Genomic DNA, 20,153 nt, shown 5'->3' with positions numbered 1-20,153 from the left:
CTATTCTAAATCAGTGGCCCGAGAGAGCATCCTTTAAAATAAAACTATGGCTTTAATACCAAAATCTAGGTATGTTAATTCGGAGGGAGTCTCTTCTTCACGCGTCTTCTTGCCTATAGGGCTCACTCATAGTACCCTTTTAGATTTTTTTACTAGTCATTTTGCGCATATTGATATTGCTGAGTGGCAAGAGCGTTTCAGAGAGGGCTTGGTGATGACTGCGGATGGGGTAGCCGTTGCTGCAGAAGATGCCTATCAGGAAAATACCCATTTAGTATATTTCAGACGCTTAGCGCGCGAGCCCGATATTCCATTCGAAGAGCAGATTGTGTATCAAGATGAGCATATTTTGGTAGCAGATAAACCCCATTTTTTACCGGTGACCCCAAGTGGACTTTACCTACATCAAACCCTACTTAATCGTTTAAAACTCAAAACGGGTTTACAGACTTTAAGTCCAATTCATCGGATTGATCGAGATACTGCAGGACTCATCATCTTTTCAATTTTGCCTTGCGAGCGTGCTCATTATCAAAATCTGTTTAGAGATCGAGAAGTCACCAAAATCTACGAAGCTATTGCACCCTATTCAGAAGAACTCTGCGAGAAACTACCTTTGACCTACTCTTGTCGACTGGAAGAGTCTGCGCATTTCTTACAAATGCAAGAGGTGGAAGGTGATGCAAACGCGCAAACTACCATTGAATTGTTAGAGGTGATGGGGCCATGGGCGCGATATCGATTAAAGCCCATCACTGGTAAAAAACATCAATTGCGTTGCCACCTCAATGCCCTAGGGATTCCGATCCGGCATGATCAGATTTATCCAGTGTTGACACCCTATCAGGAGTACGACTTGGACCTGTCAAAACCCTTACAACTCTTGGCAAGCGAAATTCAGTTTAAAGATCCCATTACTAGCCAGGCGAGGTCTTTTGTGACTCGAAGGCAGCTTGATCTGTGCATTTACCCTCGTATCGATTAATACAGAGGATTTCTATTAAATGTCGAATATACTCGACATTTTTATATTCTTCCCTCATAATGGGTATATGAATTTAAGATCTATTGGTCAGCAAGTTTTCGAGCGTCGTACTGCTTTGGGCTTAACCCAAGAGCGGCTAGGTAAGCTTTGCAATCTGTCTAGGTCCACTATTAATCAATTGGAAAATGGCTCTCTTAGTGATTTGGGGGTAAAAAAACTCGAAGCGCTTTTAGAGATCTTAAATCTGTCGCTAGAGGCCAAGGTAAGGGGAACAACTTTAAATGCCCTTGAGCTTGCTAGTAGGACGGCTAGCGTTAGTTATAAAACAAAAATATTGAAGTCAGACTTAGAAAAAGTATTGGTGACAGGAAAGCTATCAAAAAAGGTTTTGCCCCACATTGCTACTCTTTTAGATGAGGCCCCACTAGCCTTATTGGTTGCCGCTGTTGAGCAGGCTGCTTTGCGTAGCCACATTACAGCGAAAAAGATATGGAGCAATATTGATTTACTCGCACGTGAGTTGCATTTACCTCGACAGGTTTGGAAGTGATCAAGCATCTCTTAGGCCAAGATAAGCCTGAATAAAAACGCATAATGAGCCCAATTAATAAAAAGCGCCTAGCCGTCGCCCCAATGATGGAGTGGACTGATCGTCACTGTCGCTCCTTTCATCGGACGCTCACTAAAGAAGCGACACTGTATACCGAGATGGTGACGACGGGCGCTCTAATGCATGGTGATGTGCCAAGACATTTAGATTATTCCCAAGATCAGCATCCAGTGGTATTGCAGTTGGGCGGCTCTGAGCCAAATGATTTAGCCAAAGCATCGGAGTTAGCACAACAGTGGGCTTACGATGAGATTGATCTGAACTGCGGCTGTCCTTCAGAGCGAGTTCAACGTGGCGCCTTTGGTGCATGCCTGATGGCAGAGCCACAGCTTGTTGCCGATTGCGTTAAAGCCATGAAGCGTGCTGTGGATATACCGATTTCGGTAAAGCATCGACTGGGTCTTGATTCAATGGATGCTGCAAGTTCTGAAAAAGATTATCAATTTGCACTGGACTTTATTCTGGCAGTTGCCGATGCAGGCGCTAGTCAAGTGACCATTCATGCGCGTAATGCTGTACTCAAGGGCTTGTCTCCCAAAGAGAATCGTAGCAAACCACCTTTGCGTTATGAGGTAGCGGCAAAGCTTCGCCTAGATGCGCAAAAGCAATTCCCAAATCTCAAAGTATTGCTTAATGGGGGCTTAGACAGTAACGAGCAGATTGCAGGTCATTGGAATGACTTTGATGGTTTTATGGTGGGTAGGGCAGCTTATCATTTTCCGGCGATGCTATTGGGCTGGGATGACTTTATCCATACCGATGGCGAGGCTGCTGGGTATTTATTTAGCGAGACAGAATGGCACCGAATTCAGATTGGATTAGTAAAGCAGGTACAGGCCTGGTTTGATGAGTGCCAAGCGAAGCAAAAACCTTTTTATATTGGCGCATTTACACGGCATATATTGGGTTTGGCACATGGTAGGGCAGGGTCACGCTATTGGCGCCAAAGACTGTCTGATCACCATGCCTTGGCTAAGGTGCAGAGTAAGGCGGCCATTGTGGATTTTTTCATAGATGCGAGCCTCACCCTAGGGGATTGGGCGGCCTTTGAGTTTGAGGCAGCCTAATAGTCCCCCTAGGCTATTTTTGACAGGTTTTGGGCCTAAAAGCTATAATCTGAGATCTTCAGTGGCGGACGTAGCTCAGTTGGTAGAGTCCCAGATTGTGATTCTGGTTGTCGCGGGTTCGAGCCCCGTCGTTCGCCCCAAAATTGATAGTATTGGAAGGCTCCCATCGTGGAGCCTTTTACATTAGAGGGCTTGTTCATGAAAAAGTTCGATATATTACCCATTCTGTTTGGTGTTGTACTGTCCATCATTGCCGGGTACTTCATGCTGCGATCCTCGGCTGCAAATAGTAACCCCCCATCTACTCAATCCACCATCGCTACTGCTTCTACTATCCCTACTATTCAAATTGGTAATGTGCTGTGGGATCAAACAGAAATGACGATTGCCGATGTCAAAACTTTTGCTGTGGCTACTAGCTTTATCAGTCAGGCAGAAAAAAATGGTGGTGGTCTCACCTATGAAGGAGGCTTTGTTAAAAAACCGGGCTGGTCTTGGAAAACCCCTTATGGTGTTCCTGCTAAAGATCAAGAGCCTGCAGTTCATCTCAATGTTAAAGAGGCAGAGTCTGTTTGTCGTTACTTTGGTAAACGTTTACCTACCGATGCAGAGTGGACAAGTGCTGCATTTGTAGAGCAACGCAATCAAGCGCCTACTGGATACATCAAGGGGCAACGTTACCCGTATCCCGGCGGTACAACCCCAATGGTTTCTCATTGCTTAAGTGGTTGCGGTGATTACAAAGGACTCGCTCCAGCAGGCGCTTTAAACCGAGGTACCGGCCACGTACTGGCTGGCAGTACCAAACGTGGAGTCAATGGTTTATACGATATGGGTGGCAATGTCTGGGAGTGGACGACAACAGAACGCTCTGGCGGATTTATTACGCGAGGCGCTTCTTGGTGGTACGGCCCTGAGAGACAACAAGAGTCCGATGTGGAATCCAAGTCGGGTGATATTGCCGTCGTCTACATCGGCTTTCGGTGTATCGCAGATAGTGCTAAGGACAAGTAAAGCGTCATTCCATTAGGCCTCGCCAGGTTTAGCTCTATTTAGTCACCATAATCATCAAATACCCAGAATATTAGTACTAAAGTACTATAAAAATCAGGTTTTCAGTGGTACCTATTGTTTATTATGATTAATAATTAATTTTTTCTAGCGAGCTGTAAATATGGAGATTCCATTGTGAATAGCCTTTCCATGTACTTTGTTTCTGCAGGAGCAATCAGCCTCTTCTTTTTTATTGTTTTTTATGTTCTCAGCTCATCAGAAAACGTAGTCGATGGCGCTATTGAGCAAGCTTTTTCCATGCTCTTTCTTGCTACTTCATTAGCGCTATTACTGGGACGGGGGCTCATACCCGATTTTCTGAGTATTGTGATTGCGAATGGATTTGCGTTTTACAGCCTGTTACTGAGCTCCACTAGCATTAGAAAACTGTGCAAGCAAAAAACACTCATCAGCACTACAGTCCAATGTGTTTTGCTTGTACTGTATATGTCTGCTTTCGCCTGGTTTCATTACATCTACCCTAGTTTTTCTATTAGAGTTGGACTGTTCAGCATAGTAAGCCTCATTTTACTTGGGGATCAATTTAAGACTTTATGGAAATATGAAAAAACTTCCTTCGCAAGAAGCTTGGTTCTTGCCGCACTTTTTGCTTTCTTAAGCATACGACTGACTAGATTAGTCATTAACATCCTTAGCGGTGAGAGTTCAATTAACCTCATCTCGCCATCACCCATACAAACTATTGTGCTCGGAATGCCTACTTTTTTACTCCCAATATTTGGGGTAGGAATGGTTATATTAATCTTGGATCGCAAGCAACTCCAATTGACCATAGGCGATACCTTTAGGAAGGATACGGGCATATATCTCGCTAAAGCTGGTTTAAACCAACTCAAGCTTACTTTAAAAAAAGCTCTAGTTTTAGGAACGCCATTGAATATTGCTTTATTTCGCCTCAGTGGAGCAAGCGATTACAGTAGTAAGTATGGTTATAAAAGACTATATGAATTGAAAAGCTTATTTGCTCTTAAGTTAGATAAGGCAGTAGATCCGAATGAACATTGTTTTGTTATCGAATTAAATGAAGAAAACTATGTGGTAGTTTACAGCGGTAAAAATGAAGATGAATTTCATGAAAAAACAAAAAAAGTATGTCATCAGTTGACGAAAGAATTTGTAGAGCCTATTTCTGTATCTCTCACTTCGACGATCCTTGGGGGAGATAGCGATGACGTAGACTCCATTTTAGATAGACTCTATCGTAATTTTGATTCATCCTTAAATGAAAAATTAGTTTTAGTAGGCGCTCGGTAAATATGTTCCTTCGTAATACTTTGCTCGACATAAAGTTATATTTATGTGGAATCATCCTTTTTGGGCTGATGCCAATTTGTGCGCACGCAGTGACTAGCGTTACCTTGCAGCTGCGATGGGAGCCCCAGTTTCAGTTTGCCGGCTACTACATGGCTCAAGCCCAAGGGTTCTATAAAGAGGAAGGTCTTGACGTCAAAATTGTTCCTGGTGGCCCAGGCGTCAATATGAAGGAAGAGGTCCTCAGTCATCGAGCTGATTTTGCTATCGGTAATTCTGGGTTAGCTCTCAGTTTCATGCAGGGTGTGCCATTAGTTCTGCTAGCGGATATCTTTCAACGCTCTGCAGGAGTGCTTATTACTAGACCAGGCTATGGAAAATCGATTGAAATTCTAAGTCAGCGAAATATTGCTCTGAGAGCATTACAAGATAATCCTGAGTTATATGCAATATTTAACAAACAAGGAATCTTGCCTGGAGATTTAAATAAAGTACTTTCTATTAACTACCCTTTAGAGGACTTTATTTCTGGCAAGGCAGATGCAATTCATGCCTATCTTAGTAATGAACCCTTTTATCTTAATAAGCGCAATGTGCCTTTTGAAGTGATTGACCCAATTAATTACGGAATTGACTTTTACGGAGATGCATTATTCTCACGCTTAGATTATGTTCAAAAAAATTCCGAGACAGTAAAGCGTTTCACCAGAGCCTCTATAAAAGGGTGGGCATACGCCCTGGCAAATATTCCAGATACGGTAGATTATTTACATCAGGGTCCAGCGTCTAAAAAAGATCGAGCGCATCTTTTGTTTGAGGCTGCGGTAACTAAAGGATTGATCATGCCGGATTATGTCCCAATTGGACACATCAATCCATCTCGATGGGAAAAAATTGCGGATACCTTTAAAGAGTTGGGGCTAGCTCCAATTAACAGCAAGCTTGATGCCTCATTTTATTTTTCATACTGGTCAGAGCGGGGTGAACGTTTTCAGTACTCTATTTTATTAGGCGCTTTTAGTGCTTTATTTCTGATAGTTGGTGGGTTTGTTTTTTGGTACAGAATAGTCAATATTCGCTTAAAAGCATCCATTCAAGATAAGGATGAATTAATACTTAAAGTAGAAAAAGTAGCGAGTTTTGACTCATTAACAGGATTGCCTAATCGACGTTTATTTCTGGATCGATTAAATCAAGCCATTAAATGGGCTAGTCGTACATCAACATTTATAGCAGTTGTCTATATTGATCTAGATCGATTTAAGGAAGTTAATGACTCACTTGGACACAATGGGGGCGATGAATTTTTAAAAATAATTGCAACAAGACTTGCCTCGGGATTACGCGAAAGTGACACAGTTGCGCGATTTGGGGGAGACGAGTTTGTAGTTTTATTATGTAATCTATCCAAACCTGAAAATGTCGAGCTCATTATTCAAGAGTTTGTGAGAAAAATTACCCAAGCTACTAGCATTCAAGGAAATATTCTTTATCCATCGGCTAGTCTTGGAATCTCTATTTACCCTACTGATGGTGATCAAGCTGAAACCTTGTTGAAAAATTCAGATCAAGCAATGTTTGCCGCTAAAAGCCAAGGGACCAGCAATTATTATTTCTTCACTCAGGCTTTACAGATTAAGTCCAGTTATCGGTTAAAGATTGCAACTGAGTTGCGGGAAGCATTGCAACTTCAGCAATTTGAAATGGTATATCAGCCCATTGTGCGTTTAAGTGATGGCCGGATATTACATGCTGAATCATTAATACGATGGAGGTTAAGTTCGGGCGAGATATTGATGCCAAGTAACTTTATTACGATTGCAGAAGAAACAGGCCTGATTGTAGAAATTGGTGACTGGGTATTTAATGAGGTATTACATTTCTTACAGTCTATTGCACATGATGATGTTTCAATAGCGGTAAATATATCACCAGCTCAACTCAATTCCCCCAAGCATTCAGCGCTTAGTTGGCATGAAAAAATTCAAGAAGCGAAAATTTTGCCACGTAGGTTAGTATTTGAAGTCACGGAAAGTATGATGATGTTTAAATCGCATCTAGTGAGTAGTAAGATCAAGATTTTGCAACAAGGCGGTTGCTTATTTAGTCTAGATGATTTTGGAACAGGCTACTCTTCCTTGGCCTCTTTAAAGAATTTAGAATTTGATTTTATTAAGATTGACCTTCAATTTATTAAAGAGCTTCACCGAGATGCCAGAGATAAATCTTTAGTATCAGCAATGCTGGCAATGGCTAAGGGATTAGGTTTGCAAACTATTGCCGAAGGGGTCGAAACAGTTGAGCAGGTGAGGCTACTTAAAGAGATGGGATGTGACTTTGCACAAGGCTACTATTACAGTAAGCCTGTATCTGCTGAAGAATTTAAAGATATGCTGTCTAAATCTAATCACGACTAAAAAGTTATAACTAAAGTTATATTTACTCATTTTTTTTGTTGCCTTATTGCAACTAAGTGTCTAAATTGTCTGTCATCACTGGATTAGACTGTCTAAATATTAAATTAGTCTGTATAAATGATCCCCCAGCCATCATTTTTCATTGGACAGATATATAAATGATTTCTAGTAAGGCCTTGATAGACCAAACAGGGATATCTCGCGCCACCCTCAATAACTACATCCAGCTTGGCATTTTGCCAAAGCCGATGGTCCAGTCTTTATCTGCCGATGCAGATGAGGGTGGGGCTAGGGTATTAGGGTTTTTTCCAGACGATGCATTAGAGCGCGTTCAGGCTGTGCAGATTTTGAAGTCACAGGGAATGTCAATGGCAGAGGTTTCAGAGCGCCTTGTATTGACAGAAGCAGTATTAGAGATGGATGAATTAAGAGAATTTGCAACGCAAGCGGAGTTTTCTGCGGCTAGCTCTAGCAGAAAGGCGAAGCGAGTAGAGGCTAGTCACATCCGTAAGACAGCACTACAAGATAAGGCCCCCTTAGATAAGGCGCCAATGAATTTAAATCTCTCATTGGATCGGCTAGAGCATCCTGCTTATATGCTTAATTACAACTTCGAGCTCACTTGGTTGAATGAATCTGCTCGTAAGGCAGTTTTTGGATTTGATGCGCCACCGGCTAGAAGTGAGCAGCGTAATTTGTTGGAACTGATTTCTCGACCTGAAGCACGATTGAGTCTGAATGAGCAAAAATCATTGGCTAGATTACATTTACAACTAGCCTCCTCTCGCTTAAGTTATGAGACCTTAGAAAAGATCGTGATTCAGGCAGATCCTTTGCTGTTACCGATCCTTGAGGATATCCAATTCCAGGATCAGGCTTCAGAACAAATGATCTCTGAGATGGAATTCTTACGTCAATTACCTGATGGCGATAGTGCTTTATACAACGTTTATGCAGTCTACTTCCGTGAGGGAATGTTAGTGGTCCATTCCCCGGTAAGTGAACAGAGTGATGATTTAATTCATTTTCTATCTCGGCGAGATCAAGTCATCCAATCACTACTGAGTAAGCGTTTGCCAGTGATGACTCCCTTAGCTGTATTGGTAGCTGACCTACAAAACTCCGTACGCATTTGTTCAGAACTGCCGCCAGATGAATATTTTTCCTTGATTAATCAGATTTGGTCGACGATGACGCCAATCTTGCGTAAGTACACCGGTACACATGGAAAGCATGCGGGCGATGGAGTCGTCTACTATTTTTTCCCACAACCTGAAAGCAATTACCTGTTTAATGCTGTCGCTTGTGCTCAAGAGCTAAAAGAGGCGATGCGCAAGATCAGCGCTGACTGGCAATTGAAAAAGAATTGGTATACCGAACTTCAGCTCAATATTGGTTTGCACGAAGGCCAGGAGTGGATGGGGGCCTTCCAGTCTGCAAATCATGTGGAGTTCGCTGTACTAGGTAATACGATTAATCAGGCATCTCGTTTAAGTGACTTTGCAAGACAAGGCAGCATTTGGGCAACTAAGGATCTCATCAGTCGCCTAAGTACAGATGAGCGAAGCCGGATTGATTTTGGTGTCCTACGTAAGAGCCAAGAAAGTGGCGAACGCTTTGTACCGCAAACCTATGCACAAATCGAATCCCTGATAGATCTTCAGAGTGATAAATATGAAAAAATGCGCGATATTGCACAGTTAGCGGTAGCAGAGATTCGTCGCGTAACTCATACCAGAATCTATTGAATGATCTAGGGATTTGAGGCGGATTTACGCCCTTTTAAATTGATAGTCAGGTGGTGGTGGGTTGTAGCCTGGTATCTTTGACACATTCACTTCATCCATTTGGCTCTTGTCCATAAACTTGAAGGCATAGTCCTCATAGACCTTATCCCAAATAAAAATATCAAATAGATCAGGGTCAATATGGTGCCCTAGCTTCATTTTTCCTAAGATCTCTAACGCTTCACTAAGAGTTTTACCTTTCTTATAGGGCCGGTCTTTCGCAGTCAGAGCTTCAAAGATATCGGCAATACCCATGCAGCGCGCAGGCACCGACATTTGTTCGCGAGTTAAGCCTTTGGGGTAGCCCTTACCATCCATGCGCTCATGGTGACCACCGGCGTATTCAGTTACATTGCGCAAATGTTTTGGCCAGGGTAGTTTTTCCAGCATGCTGATGGTTAGATCAATGTGGCGATTGATGATTTTTCGCTCATCTTTATTTAGTGTCCCAGCACGAATTGTGAGGTTTGTGATTTCTTCTTCTGTTAAGAAGGGGTGTGAGATGCCTGATTTATCTATCCACGGGTAACGCGCTGCAATCTCATGAACTCGTGATACAGATTCATCTTTCATAAACTCGCTACCAATATTGCAGTGCGATAAAAAAGAGCAGTCATCTATTAGCTGAGTGTGTTTTTGATCTGCAATCACAGTATCAATTTCATGATTGGCTAAGGCCAGCTTAATATCGCGCAGGGCAACCTCAGCTCGTACTTCAATGAGATGAATACGGTCAAAGATCTTCTCTAGCTTGGTAGCTTTATCAACTACGTGAACAGGCGTCGTAATTTTTCCACAGTCATGCAGCAAGCCAGCAATTTTGAGCTCTTGTCGATCAGCTTCAGTCAACATAAAATCTGCTAAGGGTCCTGCACTACAACGGTTCACAGCATCGGCTAGCATCATGGTGAGATCCGGTACGCGATTACAGTGTCCGCCGGTATAGGGCGACTTGTCATCGATTGCATGATTAATCAGGCCAATAAAGGATTCAAATAGCTCTTCGAGCTGACGAATCAGTAAGCGATTCGTCAGGGCAAACGCTGCCTGAGAGGATAAGGCTTCCACGATTTCTTGATCTTCTTGAGAAAAAGCAATCACAGATCCTGATACGGGGTCAGTAGCATTGATGAGTTGAAGCACGCCAATTACTTCTTCCTCATGGTTTTTCATCGGGACCGTGAGAAAGGATTGGGACCGGTAGTTATTGGATTGATCAAAAGCAATGGTTCCAGAGAAGTCAAATCCTAATGGGGCATTGTAGGCATCCTCAATATTGACAATTTCTTCTTTATTAACGGCGTAACACGCTACCCTAGACAGCTCTGGCTCTCCATTTATCTTACTCAGTGGTATCGGAGGGATAGAAATAGTTTTGCCACTTTTCCCGCCTAGGTGCACGCCCTTGCTTTTGGTATGCAATATCTCAAATTTGAGGCTATGGTTATCTGAATTGAGATAGAGAGTGCCTGCATCGCAATTGGTGATTTGCATGGCAGATTGCAAAATATTTTCTAACAACTGATCAATATCTTTCTCGCTACTCAAAGACGAGCTAATCTTGAGTAGTTGCTGCATGAGATCTTTACTAATCGTATTGGCGGGCATGAGATCGTAATATTTAGAGGTTTTTATACATTATCACTAAAAGTTATTAAGCTTATTTAGTACTTAAATACTACTTTTATACTACATAAGTACTAAATAGACCTTTCTACAAGTACTATGTAAAAAAAGGTACTTATATAGTTTAATAGTAGATCTATTTATAACTAAAGTTATTGCCGTGGCCAATAAAAGTCCTGCTGGTGTTTCGCGTCCCCAATGTAAACGGCTGCCTCTTTATTTGGCTTGTCTTTCCTTGGGCTTGAGTGCTTGCACGAGCCCCATCATCAAGCCAGGCGATGCGCCACCTGCTGCAGAATATGTACGATGGCTTCCAAAAGAATTTAGGGCTCCGGTTGAGGCGAGCTTGCCACGCCCAAAAGAATTATGGTGGCGGGATTTCGAGAGTGACGAGCTCAATCAAATAGTCGAAACCGGTATTACCAATAACTATGACTTGCGTGTCGCCGTTGCTCGGGTTGCTCAAACGCGTGCCCAAGCGGGTATTGTGCGATCAGCTGAATACCCAACCATTGATGCGATTGGTGGTTATTCCATTCAGGCGCCGTATCCGGCGATTGGATCTGCTCCTAATACCGCCGCTTGGTCTAGTCAAGGAACCTGGCAGGCTGGGGCATTGGTTAACTATGAAGTGAACTTGTGGGGCAAAAAAGGATTTGATACTCAGTCAGCTTATTCTCAGGCTTTAGCTAGCGAGTTTAATCGTGATGCAGTGACTCTAACCCTTACGGGCGATATTGTGACTTCTTATTTTCAGGTAGTGTCCCTGAATGAACGTATAACAGTCGGTCAGCGAAATTTGGATGCGATTCAGGAGCTGACGAGAGGTCTTGGTAGACGCGTGCAACTAGGCGATGCTACGGAAATTGATTTTTTCCAACAAACGATTCTTTTGAATAATACGCGTGCAGCCGTTGTAGGTTTACAGCAACAGCGTGAGCGCGCATTTACGCGTTTGGCCACACTGGTGGGAATAACGCCTTCCACGCTGACAGTCAAAGGAGTGTCGGTTGATAAGGTGAGGGTACCTGTCGTAGAGCCAGGATTGCCGTCTGATCTTCTATGCAGAAGGCCTGATATTCGACGGGCAGAAGCGATGTTGGAATCCGCCAAGCTGGATTTATATTCCGCTCGAGCCAATTTATTGCCTAATTTTAATTTAACGGGCGGCGCTGGCTTTGGTAGCTTTCTTTTATCTACACTCACTGCACCACAAAGTTTGTATTACAACATTACTAGTAATTTATTAGCCAACATTTTTGATGCGGGCAAACGGCAATCGCAAATTCAGCTGGCCAGTGCTAAGAACGTAGAAATGTTGGAGTCTTATGCCAATACGGTACTGTCTTCTTTGCGAGAAGTTGAGGACTCACTTTCCGGCATTCAATTGACTGCTCGTGCGTATTCGGATTTAAGTACCTCACGCGATAAGGCGCAACGACTGACTGTGATGAGTCAACGGGTGGTTCTTTTAGGCGGTATGGATTTTGTCCAGCTTTATGAAATTCAGCGTACGGTATTTAACTCAGAAGATGCAGCAATTCAAGCAAGATTTGATCAATTGCGCGCTTCAGTCGACTTGTTTAAGGCGATCGGCGGGGGTACTAAGTTACAAAATGATCCGTGCTTAGGTGGCACAAAATTACCTGCCGCAGATGCAAGATGGGCGGAAGCGGCCAGTAAGGCAGACAAAATTGTGGGTCCCAAACCCAATCTTGGTATCGATAGCAAGGGCAACATGATTAATGCACCTGCGCCACTAAAACAATCGACCCCTAATTAAAGCGATATGAATATGAAAAATGACACTCCTTTAATGGGCCGAATGATCCAGTTAAGCAAAAAGATTCTCAAAGTCGTGTCTGTACCCATCCTTGGAATTATTGAGGGTGGTATCGCTGCTGCTCTTTTCACCATTTTTTTGATAGCGCGTTCCATTGAAGTGCTCTTTGTTTTTATTAGATCAAAATTACTGCCATTGCTTAATAAGGGATACGCCGCCATCCTTCAGGTGGCTTCCGCTATTGTGGATCAATCCAGTCGTTTTTATGCTTTTATGAATCGACCCAAAGAAGCGCTTTCAAGCAGTGTTGCTTGGATTATTCAGCCGCTCAATCTTATTTTGACCCCAGTCTATCTGCTTGCAAAGTTTTTCCATTGGGTACTCGTCAAGCTCAACGATGTGATGAGTCAAGATTTGAAAAATATATTTCATTATTTAGAAAAAAAATGGCATCAACTTTTCAATAAGTACGGTTTTAATGATCCTGATCAAGCGACACAGAGAAAAAAATTTACAGAGAAATACTCAGCTAATGCTTTAAATGAACAATGTCAAACGTACTTTCAAGTTCGAGTAAATCAATTCGCAGAAGAGTGGAAATTATTTACTTCAGAGCTTGTTCAGTTGTATGGGCAAACAAAGCAAATATTTCAGAATAAAAAGCAAAAAGACTCGGTTGATGAGCTTTCTACTTTTATACAGGAGCGCAATAACATTGTAGTTGCCAGCGTATTAATCAATATCTTAGCCCTCGCATTTCCTTTATTAATGTTGCAGTTATACGATCGTATTCTATCGCATCGCTCGATGGATACCCTCATTGTCTTTTGTGTGGCTGTAGGAACTGCAGTTGCGCTTGAAGCAGTGATTCGTATATTTAGATCCTACTCGACAGCTTGGATATCAGCGCGCTTTGAACATCAAGGATATGTTTCTCTCACTAGCCGCTTGCTAGCAGAGCCCATTAATGATTTTGAACGCAAGGGTACTGGCACTATTCTTGAGGAATATAAATCGATTTCTACTTTGCGCTATCACTATTCTGGACAAACCTCCCAGCAGTTGATGGACTTACCCTTTACATTGTTGTACGTTTTCATCATTTTCTTTATTAGCCCATTAATTGGCCTTGTCCTAATGATTGGCTATAGCGCATTTGTATTTATTACCTGGAAGAATGGACGCAATTACCCGGCCATTATTAAAGAGCAAAAGGAAATGGATTTGCGCAGAGCGAATCTATTAACTGAGATCCTTAAGAACGTGCACACGATGAAGTCCATGACGATGGAATCATTGATGTTAAGGCGGTATGAGCGTTTACAAGAAAGCTGTGCTGTGTTGATGTCACGCGTTACGTATGCTCTAGAGATGTCTGCGGGAGTAGGTAGTGTGTTTTCTCCACTGATGACAGTAGCGGTAATAGCCCTAGGATCTTGGCTCGTAATTAGTAATCAGTTGTCAAATGGTGAAATGGCCGCATGCATCCTGTTGGGCTTGCGTGCCTTATCCCCTTTGCAAAGACTGGGCGGTATGTGGTCTAAGCACCAACAAGATGAAATATTGCGGGATAAGTTAAAACTGGTATTGGATAAGCCTGGCTTGCCTGCTCATGAAAAAATCATTGATCCCAATGCGCTTATTGCAGAGGCATCAGTATTAAGTGCTTCTAATCTGCAATTAAGCAATGTCGCCTTTCAGTTCCCCGGCGTTCAAAAAGAACTCTTTGACAACTTATCTCTTGATGTAAAGGCGGGGGAGTTTATTGCTATCGGCGGGCAAAGTGGTTCTGGGCGTAGTGCCTTGCTACAACTTATGGCAGGCATTTTGGAGCCTTTAAGAGGCGAAGTGACCCTCAATGGTAAGAATCTTAAAGAATTTAGTATTGAAGACTTAGCTAAAGAAGTAGCGTATTTGCCGCAACGAACGGCCTTATTTGAAGGCTCGCTATTAGATAACGTCACGGTTTTTGACTCCTCTCGCATTGATATTGCAATGCAGGTAGCTAAAGAATTAGGTTTGTCTGACTTTGTATCTCGTATGCCCCGAGGCTGGGATTCTATTGTGGGCGATATGGCTGCTGATTCCATGCCCCCGGGCTTTCGCCAGCGTGTTGCGATTGTGCGTGCTTTATCTTCTAACCCGAGCGTGATTTTATTTGATGACTCCAGTGCTGCAATGGACTCAGAGGGCGATAGCATGCTTCTCAAGTATCTGGAAGGTATTCGTGGCAAGGTCACCATCATATTAGTTTCAGAGAGACCTTCCTTTACCCGTCTTGCAAACCGCACTTTGTATTTACATGATGGCAATCTCTTTGATAATCCAGCAGGTAATCTTAGTGCCTTACATGCTCCCACAAGTGCCGCTCTCAATCCACCCACTGGCTTAAGCACTAAATCTGTCGCAATGCCTGAAAATTATTCCCCCTTAGCACCGGGAGCATTTTTTGAGGCCGGCAGACAAGTCAGTCCACCAAGTCAGCGTTGGTTTCACATGGGTGAAACCATTAACACTAACTTTAAACAGGTGACGGATTTTTCTGAATGCTTGGCGCTCTTATTAAAAGTGATTAATTCGCCATACTCGGCACGTGATGTAGCCGAGTCTTTACCGTACTACACACCTGGATTAGATTTGACAGGTATCCAAAATGCGATGGCCACCCTAGGCTATCGCGTATCCGAAGTGCCTTGTGCTTTAAGTGCGATTGATCAAAGAGCGTATCCATGCCTATTTGTGCCTGATCAAGGCGCAGCCTTTGTTGTTCTCGGTAGGATTGGACAGCAATTACGTGTGGGGGAATCTACCGAATCAGAACCTAGACTGCTGAGTGATTTGGCTATGCCGGGCATTGCCTATTTTTTCACTCAGTTAGAGAAAAGCACTGCAAAGAAAAAATCATGGGTTGGACAGACCCTCTACCGTTTTTCTGGGTTAATTGGTCAAGGATCTATTGCCTCATTGATTTCCGGAGTGATTTTGATGGGCTCCTCATTATTCTTGATGGCAGCTTACAGCGTGATTATTCCATCCGGAGCTAAAGAAACACTGTTCTACCTGACTATTGGCGCTGTCATTGCAGTGGTCTTGTCCTATTTTTTCGTGAAACAACGGGCAGATATTTTGTCCTTTATCTCAGGTCGAATTGAATATCTCTTTGGCACCGCCGTGTTACAGCATGTACTGGCATTGCCTCCGTCATTCTCAGAGAGAGCCTCTGTTGGTGCGCAGTCGGCCCGTCTACAAATTTTCCAAGGTATTCGGGATGCTTTCACGGGCCCATTAGCTTCTACTATGCTAGAGCTACCTGCCACCTTGGTATTACTAATTGGCTTATCCATCATTAATCCGATTGCCCTGGTTTTATTTCTGATCATGGTAGCGGTATATGCACTCTTATTCTTTATCTTCCTTAAACGTACCAACGATAGTGTGAGTGCATTAGGGTATGCCAGCGCCAAGCGTACAGAGTTCTTAATTGAGATGATCACGAAGATGCGCAATGTCCGTGAATCTGGTGCGCAATATATGTGGCTAGAGCGAATGCGTGAAGTGTCAGCAAATTCTGCAATGTGCTCATTCCAAGCTGAGCGTTTGTCCTCAATGCTAGTAGGTATTTCCTATTTTGTGATGATGCTCTCGGCTTTAGGAATTGTGGCCTTCACTACGCCAGCAGTATTTGATCAGAAATTAAGCTCAGGTGCCTTGATTGCCTCGCTGCTGCTGATGTGGCGGGTATTAACACCATTGCAAACTTTGTTTACCAATATGACTCGGATTGAGCGGATTAGAACTGCTGCTAGACAAATTGATTCTCTGATGCAGATTCAGACTGAGCGTCCAGATGAGATGAGTGCGTCACCGGTATCCAGAGGTCTAGAGGGTCGCTTAGAGTTTGCTCGGGCTTCTTTTCGTTATTCCATGCACACAGATCCGGCCTTAATTGGTATTGAGTTTAAGGTGCAAGCAGGGGAGTTGGTAGCGATTACCGGGGCAAATGGTAGTGGTAAGTCCACCTTACTGAAACTATTGATGGGGATGTATGCCCCACAAGCGGGTAGCATTTTGATTGATGGTGTGGATATTCGCCAATTGGATCCGCTGGAGTTAAGGCGCATCATTGGTTACGCACCACAAGACACCCAATTCTTTAGAGCAACGATTGCGCAAAATCTGCGCTTTGCAAGACCAGATGCGACGGATGATGATGTCTATCAAGTCCTTGATATGGCTGGTGCACTCTCTGCTGTGCTGGCTCTGCCAAATGGGATTAACTACCGCTTTGGTGACAATACCAATGAGCTACCGTCCACCTTAAAGCAAAAATTATTGCTGGCGAGAACCTACATTACGCGGGCGCCCATCATGATTTTTGATGAGCCAGGCTCTGGTCTAGATGCTGACGGAGATTATAAATTTGTGGAGACCTTGAAATCATTAAAAGGTAAAACCACCGTGCTCTTTATTAGCCATAGACCAAGTCATATTCGTCTGGCGGATACCTTATTGGTCTTTGATAAGGGCTACTTACGCGCTGCCGGTCCTCCCAATGAATTATTGAAGCAACCTGTTTCCGCTTAATGCAGCACCCATATTAATTAATATATTTACATGAGAGTTAAACATGAACGATCAATCTAAAGTTCAGATGAGTGGTAATTCCGATCTGGTATTGGGGAGTAGAGCTGATAACTATTTAGCTAAAGCTATCCTACTAGAAGAGGCAGTTCCACCTACCTACCTACGGACTACGATCAAGTTAGTCGCTTACACAGTGGGCCTATTTCTGTTGTGGGCATTGTTCTCACGTCTTGATGTAGTGGCTTTATCAACCGGGCAGGTCATGCCTATTGGTTCAGTCAAGATCATTCAGCACGTAGATGGGGGCAGAATTGCAGCCATTAACGTGGTTGATGGCCAAGCGGTAAAAGCAGGTGAGGTGCTAATGCGCCTCAACGATACCGAGCCGAATGCAGAATATGAGACTTTAAAAGCCAAATACTGGGGCTTGTTTGCGCGGGTAGAACGATTACGCGCCTTAATTGATGATCGTCCAGCTGATTTTTCTACGGTGCCTAAAGAGTACGAGAAGATGGTTTTAGAGCAACAGGTCACGCTGAAAACATCGAAGTCTCAAGTCAGTCAGCTTGAAAAGGAAATTACCATCTTGGGTGAAGTAAGTAACATCCGTAATGAACTCTCTAAAGAGAAGCTGGCAACGCGTGTGCAAGCTTTGGATGCACAGAGAAATCTGACAATGGCGCAAGCAGAACTCCTACGCTATCAACGCACCCATATGGATGAGCTCAACATTGCCGCAAATGAAATGGCACAAACCGATGAGCAGCTCACCAAAATGCGGGATCGTTTAGAACGTGTGGATGTCGTCTCTCCAGTAGATGGCGTAGTGCAAGATTTGAAATTTAGAACGGTGGGCGGTGTAGTGCCTCCCGGTGCTATTTTGATGAATGTGGTGCCAACCGATGGCTTGATTCAGGCAGATGTCCGGGTGCAACCGACTGATATTGGTTTTGTGCGGGTGGGTCAAGATGTCCGCGTCAAGATTGGTACGTATGACTTTATGCGTTTTGGTACTGTGGATGGCAAGGTCACGATGGTTTCTCCATACAGCACTTTGGATGAAAAGCAGCAGCCTTACTTCAAGGTCTTAGTCTCTATCCCTACTAAGAATTTAGGCGATGATCCAGGCAAGAAGATTGAGCCAGGAATGACCGTACAGGCTGATATTGTGACGGACCGTCAAACGGTATTACGTTACCTGATGCGCCCAATCTACGTGGCCTTCCATCAAGGTTTGCGCGAGAGATAAACGCTATTCCTAAAGAGAATAATCATAAATTCCAATCCAACAAAAGAAAATCAATCACTGACAGCGCGCCAGCGTCAAGTGGTTGCTTTGGTTGGACAGGGTTCAACAAATAAGGAAATTGCGAACGAATTAAAGATTTCCGAGGGAACCGTTAAACAGCATATTTTTGCTATTTTTCGGCTCCTCAATGTTTCTAGTAGGGCCAAGCTCGCTATTGCTAGCCAGCGTCTTGCGCCGGCCTCTAAAGCAAAACCCAAAAAAACGATTTCTAATGGAGTGGAGGATAGCGTTGGGTATTCATGGCGCTTGATTGTTGCCGTAGCCATTACCATTCCTGAAGATGCCATGACTGATGCAGTAATGGTGATCCAGCGTAAAAGCTATCTAGAGCAACTGCGTTTTACTATCGAAGAAATGGTATTTGCCTTAGATGCTAGTAGCATGATATTGCCGGACGGGGGCTTACTGATTTGGTTTGGGCATCCTACTTCCCATATTGATGATGTTGACCGCGCAACTTTATTGGCGCAAGCGATCCGCAGCCGCCTAGAGATAGATCAGGCTCTGGATCTTCATATTGGTATAGGAATTTCTACCCAAGCAGAAATCGTACCCTCTCAAATGCAAGTTTTAAGCTCTGCAAGCGCCTTTCAGGGAGCTTTGAGCCTGGCTAAAAAGTCTTCCCAGTTGACATTAAGCTTAGCGAACGCACTGACGGAACATCTCTGTTCTGCCTCGGTTCCTTGGCTAGAGTTGCGACCTGCGAAGATAAGCAAAGAGAAGTTAGTTGCTAGCAAGGCAATAGGTGAGGAAAAATATTCCAGTGATACTGAAACAGTAAAAAGTAATGAAAATATCTATGCCATTGGCACTCGAGCATCAGCACCTTCCCGTCTGTCTCAATGGGGTGATCTGTCCTTTCTCAAGGAAGTCTTACAAGCCGTTAGCAATGGTGTAAGTCAGTGGGTCTGTGTAGAGTCTTGGCCACCTTCGCTAGCAAATTCTTTAGTGGATGCCATTGCTATTAATGCGACTCAGGCTGGATTTTGTCCCATCACAGTTCATATTCCTAGCGCTAAAAGACGTGACCAGATATTAAGTAGTTTGTTGACACAAGTAGAGATGACGGCAACCCAATACGATCTATCTTCAAATAAGCCCGACTCCACTTTAGATCGGCTCTTATCTTCCATTTGGAAAATATCTACCCATGCACCTGTAGTTTTAAAGGTGCTGGGTATTCATTCTCTACAGGCATTAAAAAGCGCCCTAGGCGATCGTGGTATTGATCGCTTAGTAGGTTTGCGAGTACTGGTAGTCGTTACCAATTTACGTGATGTACAAAAAACCCAAACGCATATCCGTATTTTGGGGCCTCGCCCCGACAATGCCATCTTCACGCGCATTCATACTATGGAAGAGCCTCATCTAGATTTAGTTCCCGAGGGTGTCTTAGTGGATATGCAGGCGATGGTCGATGATTTATCTTCCGCGGCTAAGCAATTGATTTTTGCTGCAGCGCAGTCACCTGAGCAGGCATTCAATGAGTTATTGCCATCGATTAATCTACCAAGACCCGTATTGCAAGGTGCTTTACAAGAATTACTGGCCTTAGGTTTAATTCTGCCGCGTGATGACCATTATTTTGATTTCAGAGATGGGCTCACAGCTTCTGCAATTGCACAATTGAATAAGCAAGTGTCTATAGTCTGAAAGCCAC

General features: G+C 43.5%; 12 protein-coding genes and 1 tRNA gene. 12 read left to right on the top strand and 1 reads right to left on the bottom strand.

Going from position 1 to position 20,153, the window contains the following annotated elements:
- Positions 1–46 precede the first annotated feature (46 nt).
- From DCO16_RS02185 to DCO16_RS02150, 8 genes are all read left to right on the top strand, one after another.
- Positions 47–985, top strand: coding sequence for a pseudouridine synthase (locus tag DCO16_RS02185; RefSeq protein WP_173942143.1), 939 nt, complete (start codon positions 47–49; stop codon positions 983–985).
- Positions 986–1,052: 67 nt separating this feature from the next.
- Positions 1,053–1,535: a helix-turn-helix domain-containing protein gene (locus DCO16_RS02180; RefSeq protein WP_173942142.1), complete on the top strand. Its 483-nt coding sequence runs from the start codon at positions 1,053–1,055 to the stop codon at positions 1,533–1,535.
- A gap of 44 nt (positions 1,536–1,579) precedes the next feature.
- Positions 1,580–2,662, top strand: coding sequence for a tRNA dihydrouridine(20/20a) synthase DusA (dusA, locus tag DCO16_RS02175; RefSeq protein WP_173942141.1), 1,083 nt, complete (start codon positions 1,580–1,582; stop codon positions 2,660–2,662).
- Between the two features lie 64 nt (positions 2,663–2,726).
- Positions 2,727–2,802: transfer RNA gene (locus DCO16_RS02170), tRNA-His, on the top strand.
- Positions 2,803–2,860: 58 nt separating this feature from the next.
- Positions 2,861–3,676: a formylglycine-generating enzyme family protein gene (locus tag DCO16_RS02165; protein ID WP_173942140.1), complete on the top strand. Its 816-nt coding sequence runs from the start codon at positions 2,861–2,863 to the stop codon at positions 3,674–3,676.
- A 189-nt stretch (positions 3,677–3,865) separates the two neighbouring features.
- Positions 3,866–4,990, top strand: a complete 1,125-nt coding sequence (locus DCO16_RS02160) for a hypothetical protein (protein ID WP_173942139.1) — start codon at positions 3,866–3,868, stop codon at positions 4,988–4,990.
- Positions 4,991–5,058: 68 nt separating this feature from the next.
- Positions 5,059–7,404 (top strand): EAL domain-containing protein, encoded by a 2,346-nt coding sequence (locus DCO16_RS02155; protein ID WP_173942138.1) that lies wholly within the window; start codon positions 5,059–5,061, stop codon positions 7,402–7,404.
- 158 nt (positions 7,405–7,562) lie between these two features.
- The gene (locus DCO16_RS02150; RefSeq protein ID WP_173942137.1) at positions 7,563–9,152 is read left to right on the top strand and encodes an adenylate/guanylate cyclase domain-containing protein; all 1,590 of its coding nucleotides are present in this window, start codon (positions 7,563–7,565) and stop codon (positions 9,150–9,152) included.
- Positions 9,153–9,176: 24 nt separating this feature from the next.
- On the opposite strand, the gene DCO16_RS02145 is transcribed toward DCO16_RS02150, so the two are convergent.
- Positions 9,177–10,799, bottom strand: a complete 1,623-nt coding sequence (locus DCO16_RS02145; protein ID WP_173942136.1) for an HD domain-containing phosphohydrolase — start codon at positions 10,797–10,799, stop codon at positions 9,177–9,179.
- Positions 10,800–10,977: 178 nt separating this feature from the next.
- Between DCO16_RS02145 and DCO16_RS02140 the strand changes: the two genes are divergently transcribed.
- Genes DCO16_RS02140 through DCO16_RS02125 form a run of 4 tightly spaced genes read left to right on the top strand, consistent with a single transcriptional unit; the run spans position 10,978 to position 20,146 of the window.
- Positions 10,978–12,600, top strand: a complete 1,623-nt coding sequence (locus tag DCO16_RS02140; RefSeq protein WP_173942135.1) for an efflux transporter outer membrane subunit — start codon at positions 10,978–10,980, stop codon at positions 12,598–12,600.
- Between the two features lie 12 nt (positions 12,601–12,612).
- Positions 12,613–17,184: a peptidase domain-containing ABC transporter gene (locus DCO16_RS02135; RefSeq protein WP_173942134.1), complete on the top strand. Its 4,572-nt coding sequence runs from the start codon at positions 12,613–12,615 to the stop codon at positions 17,182–17,184.
- 43 nt (positions 17,185–17,227) lie between these two features.
- The gene (locus DCO16_RS02130; protein ID WP_173942133.1) at positions 17,228–18,433 is read left to right on the top strand and encodes a beta-barrel domain-containing protein; all 1,206 of its coding nucleotides are present in this window, start codon (positions 17,228–17,230) and stop codon (positions 18,431–18,433) included.
- 18 nt (positions 18,434–18,451) lie between these two features.
- Complete coding sequence (locus DCO16_RS02125) at positions 18,452–20,146, top strand: response regulator transcription factor (RefSeq protein ID WP_173943732.1); 1,695 nt, start codon at positions 18,452–18,454, stop codon at positions 20,144–20,146.
- Positions 20,147–20,153 lie beyond the last annotated feature (7 nt).

It is taken from the genome of Polynucleobacter antarcticus (genome assembly GCF_013307245.1).
GTDB lineage: Bacteria > Pseudomonadota > Gammaproteobacteria > Burkholderiales > Burkholderiaceae > Polynucleobacter > Polynucleobacter antarcticus.
The sequence above is the reverse complement of the archived record's forward strand: the minus strand, read 5'-3'. Positions and strand labels throughout refer to the sequence as shown.

Coding starts and splice junctions, on each gene's coding strand:
- DCO16_RS02180 (WP_173942142.1), top strand. CDS start 1,053: ATGAATTTAAGATCTATTGGTCAGCAAGTTTTCGAGCGTCGTACTGCT.
- DCO16_RS02150 (WP_173942137.1), top strand. CDS start 7,563: ATGATTTCTAGTAAGGCCTTGATAGACCAAACAGGGATATCTCGCGCC.
- DCO16_RS02135 (WP_173942134.1), top strand. CDS start 12,613: ATGAAAAATGACACTCCTTTAATGGGCCGAATGATCCAGTTAAGCAAA.
- dusA (WP_173942141.1), top strand. CDS start 1,580: ATGAGCCCAATTAATAAAAAGCGCCTAGCCGTCGCCCCAATGATGGAG.
- DCO16_RS02145 (WP_173942136.1), bottom strand. CDS start 10,799: ATGCCCGCCAATACGATTAGTAAAGATCTCATGCAGCAACTACTCAAG.
- DCO16_RS02185 (WP_173942143.1), top strand. CDS start 47: ATGGCTTTAATACCAAAATCTAGGTATGTTAATTCGGAGGGAGTCTCT.
- DCO16_RS02160 (WP_173942139.1), top strand. CDS start 3,866: ATGTACTTTGTTTCTGCAGGAGCAATCAGCCTCTTCTTTTTTATTGTT.
- DCO16_RS02130 (WP_173942133.1), top strand. CDS start 17,228: ATGAACGATCAATCTAAAGTTCAGATGAGTGGTAATTCCGATCTGGTA.
- DCO16_RS02155 (WP_173942138.1), top strand. CDS start 5,059: ATGCCAATTTGTGCGCACGCAGTGACTAGCGTTACCTTGCAGCTGCGA.
- DCO16_RS02165 (WP_173942140.1), top strand. CDS start 2,861: ATGAAAAAGTTCGATATATTACCCATTCTGTTTGGTGTTGTACTGTCC.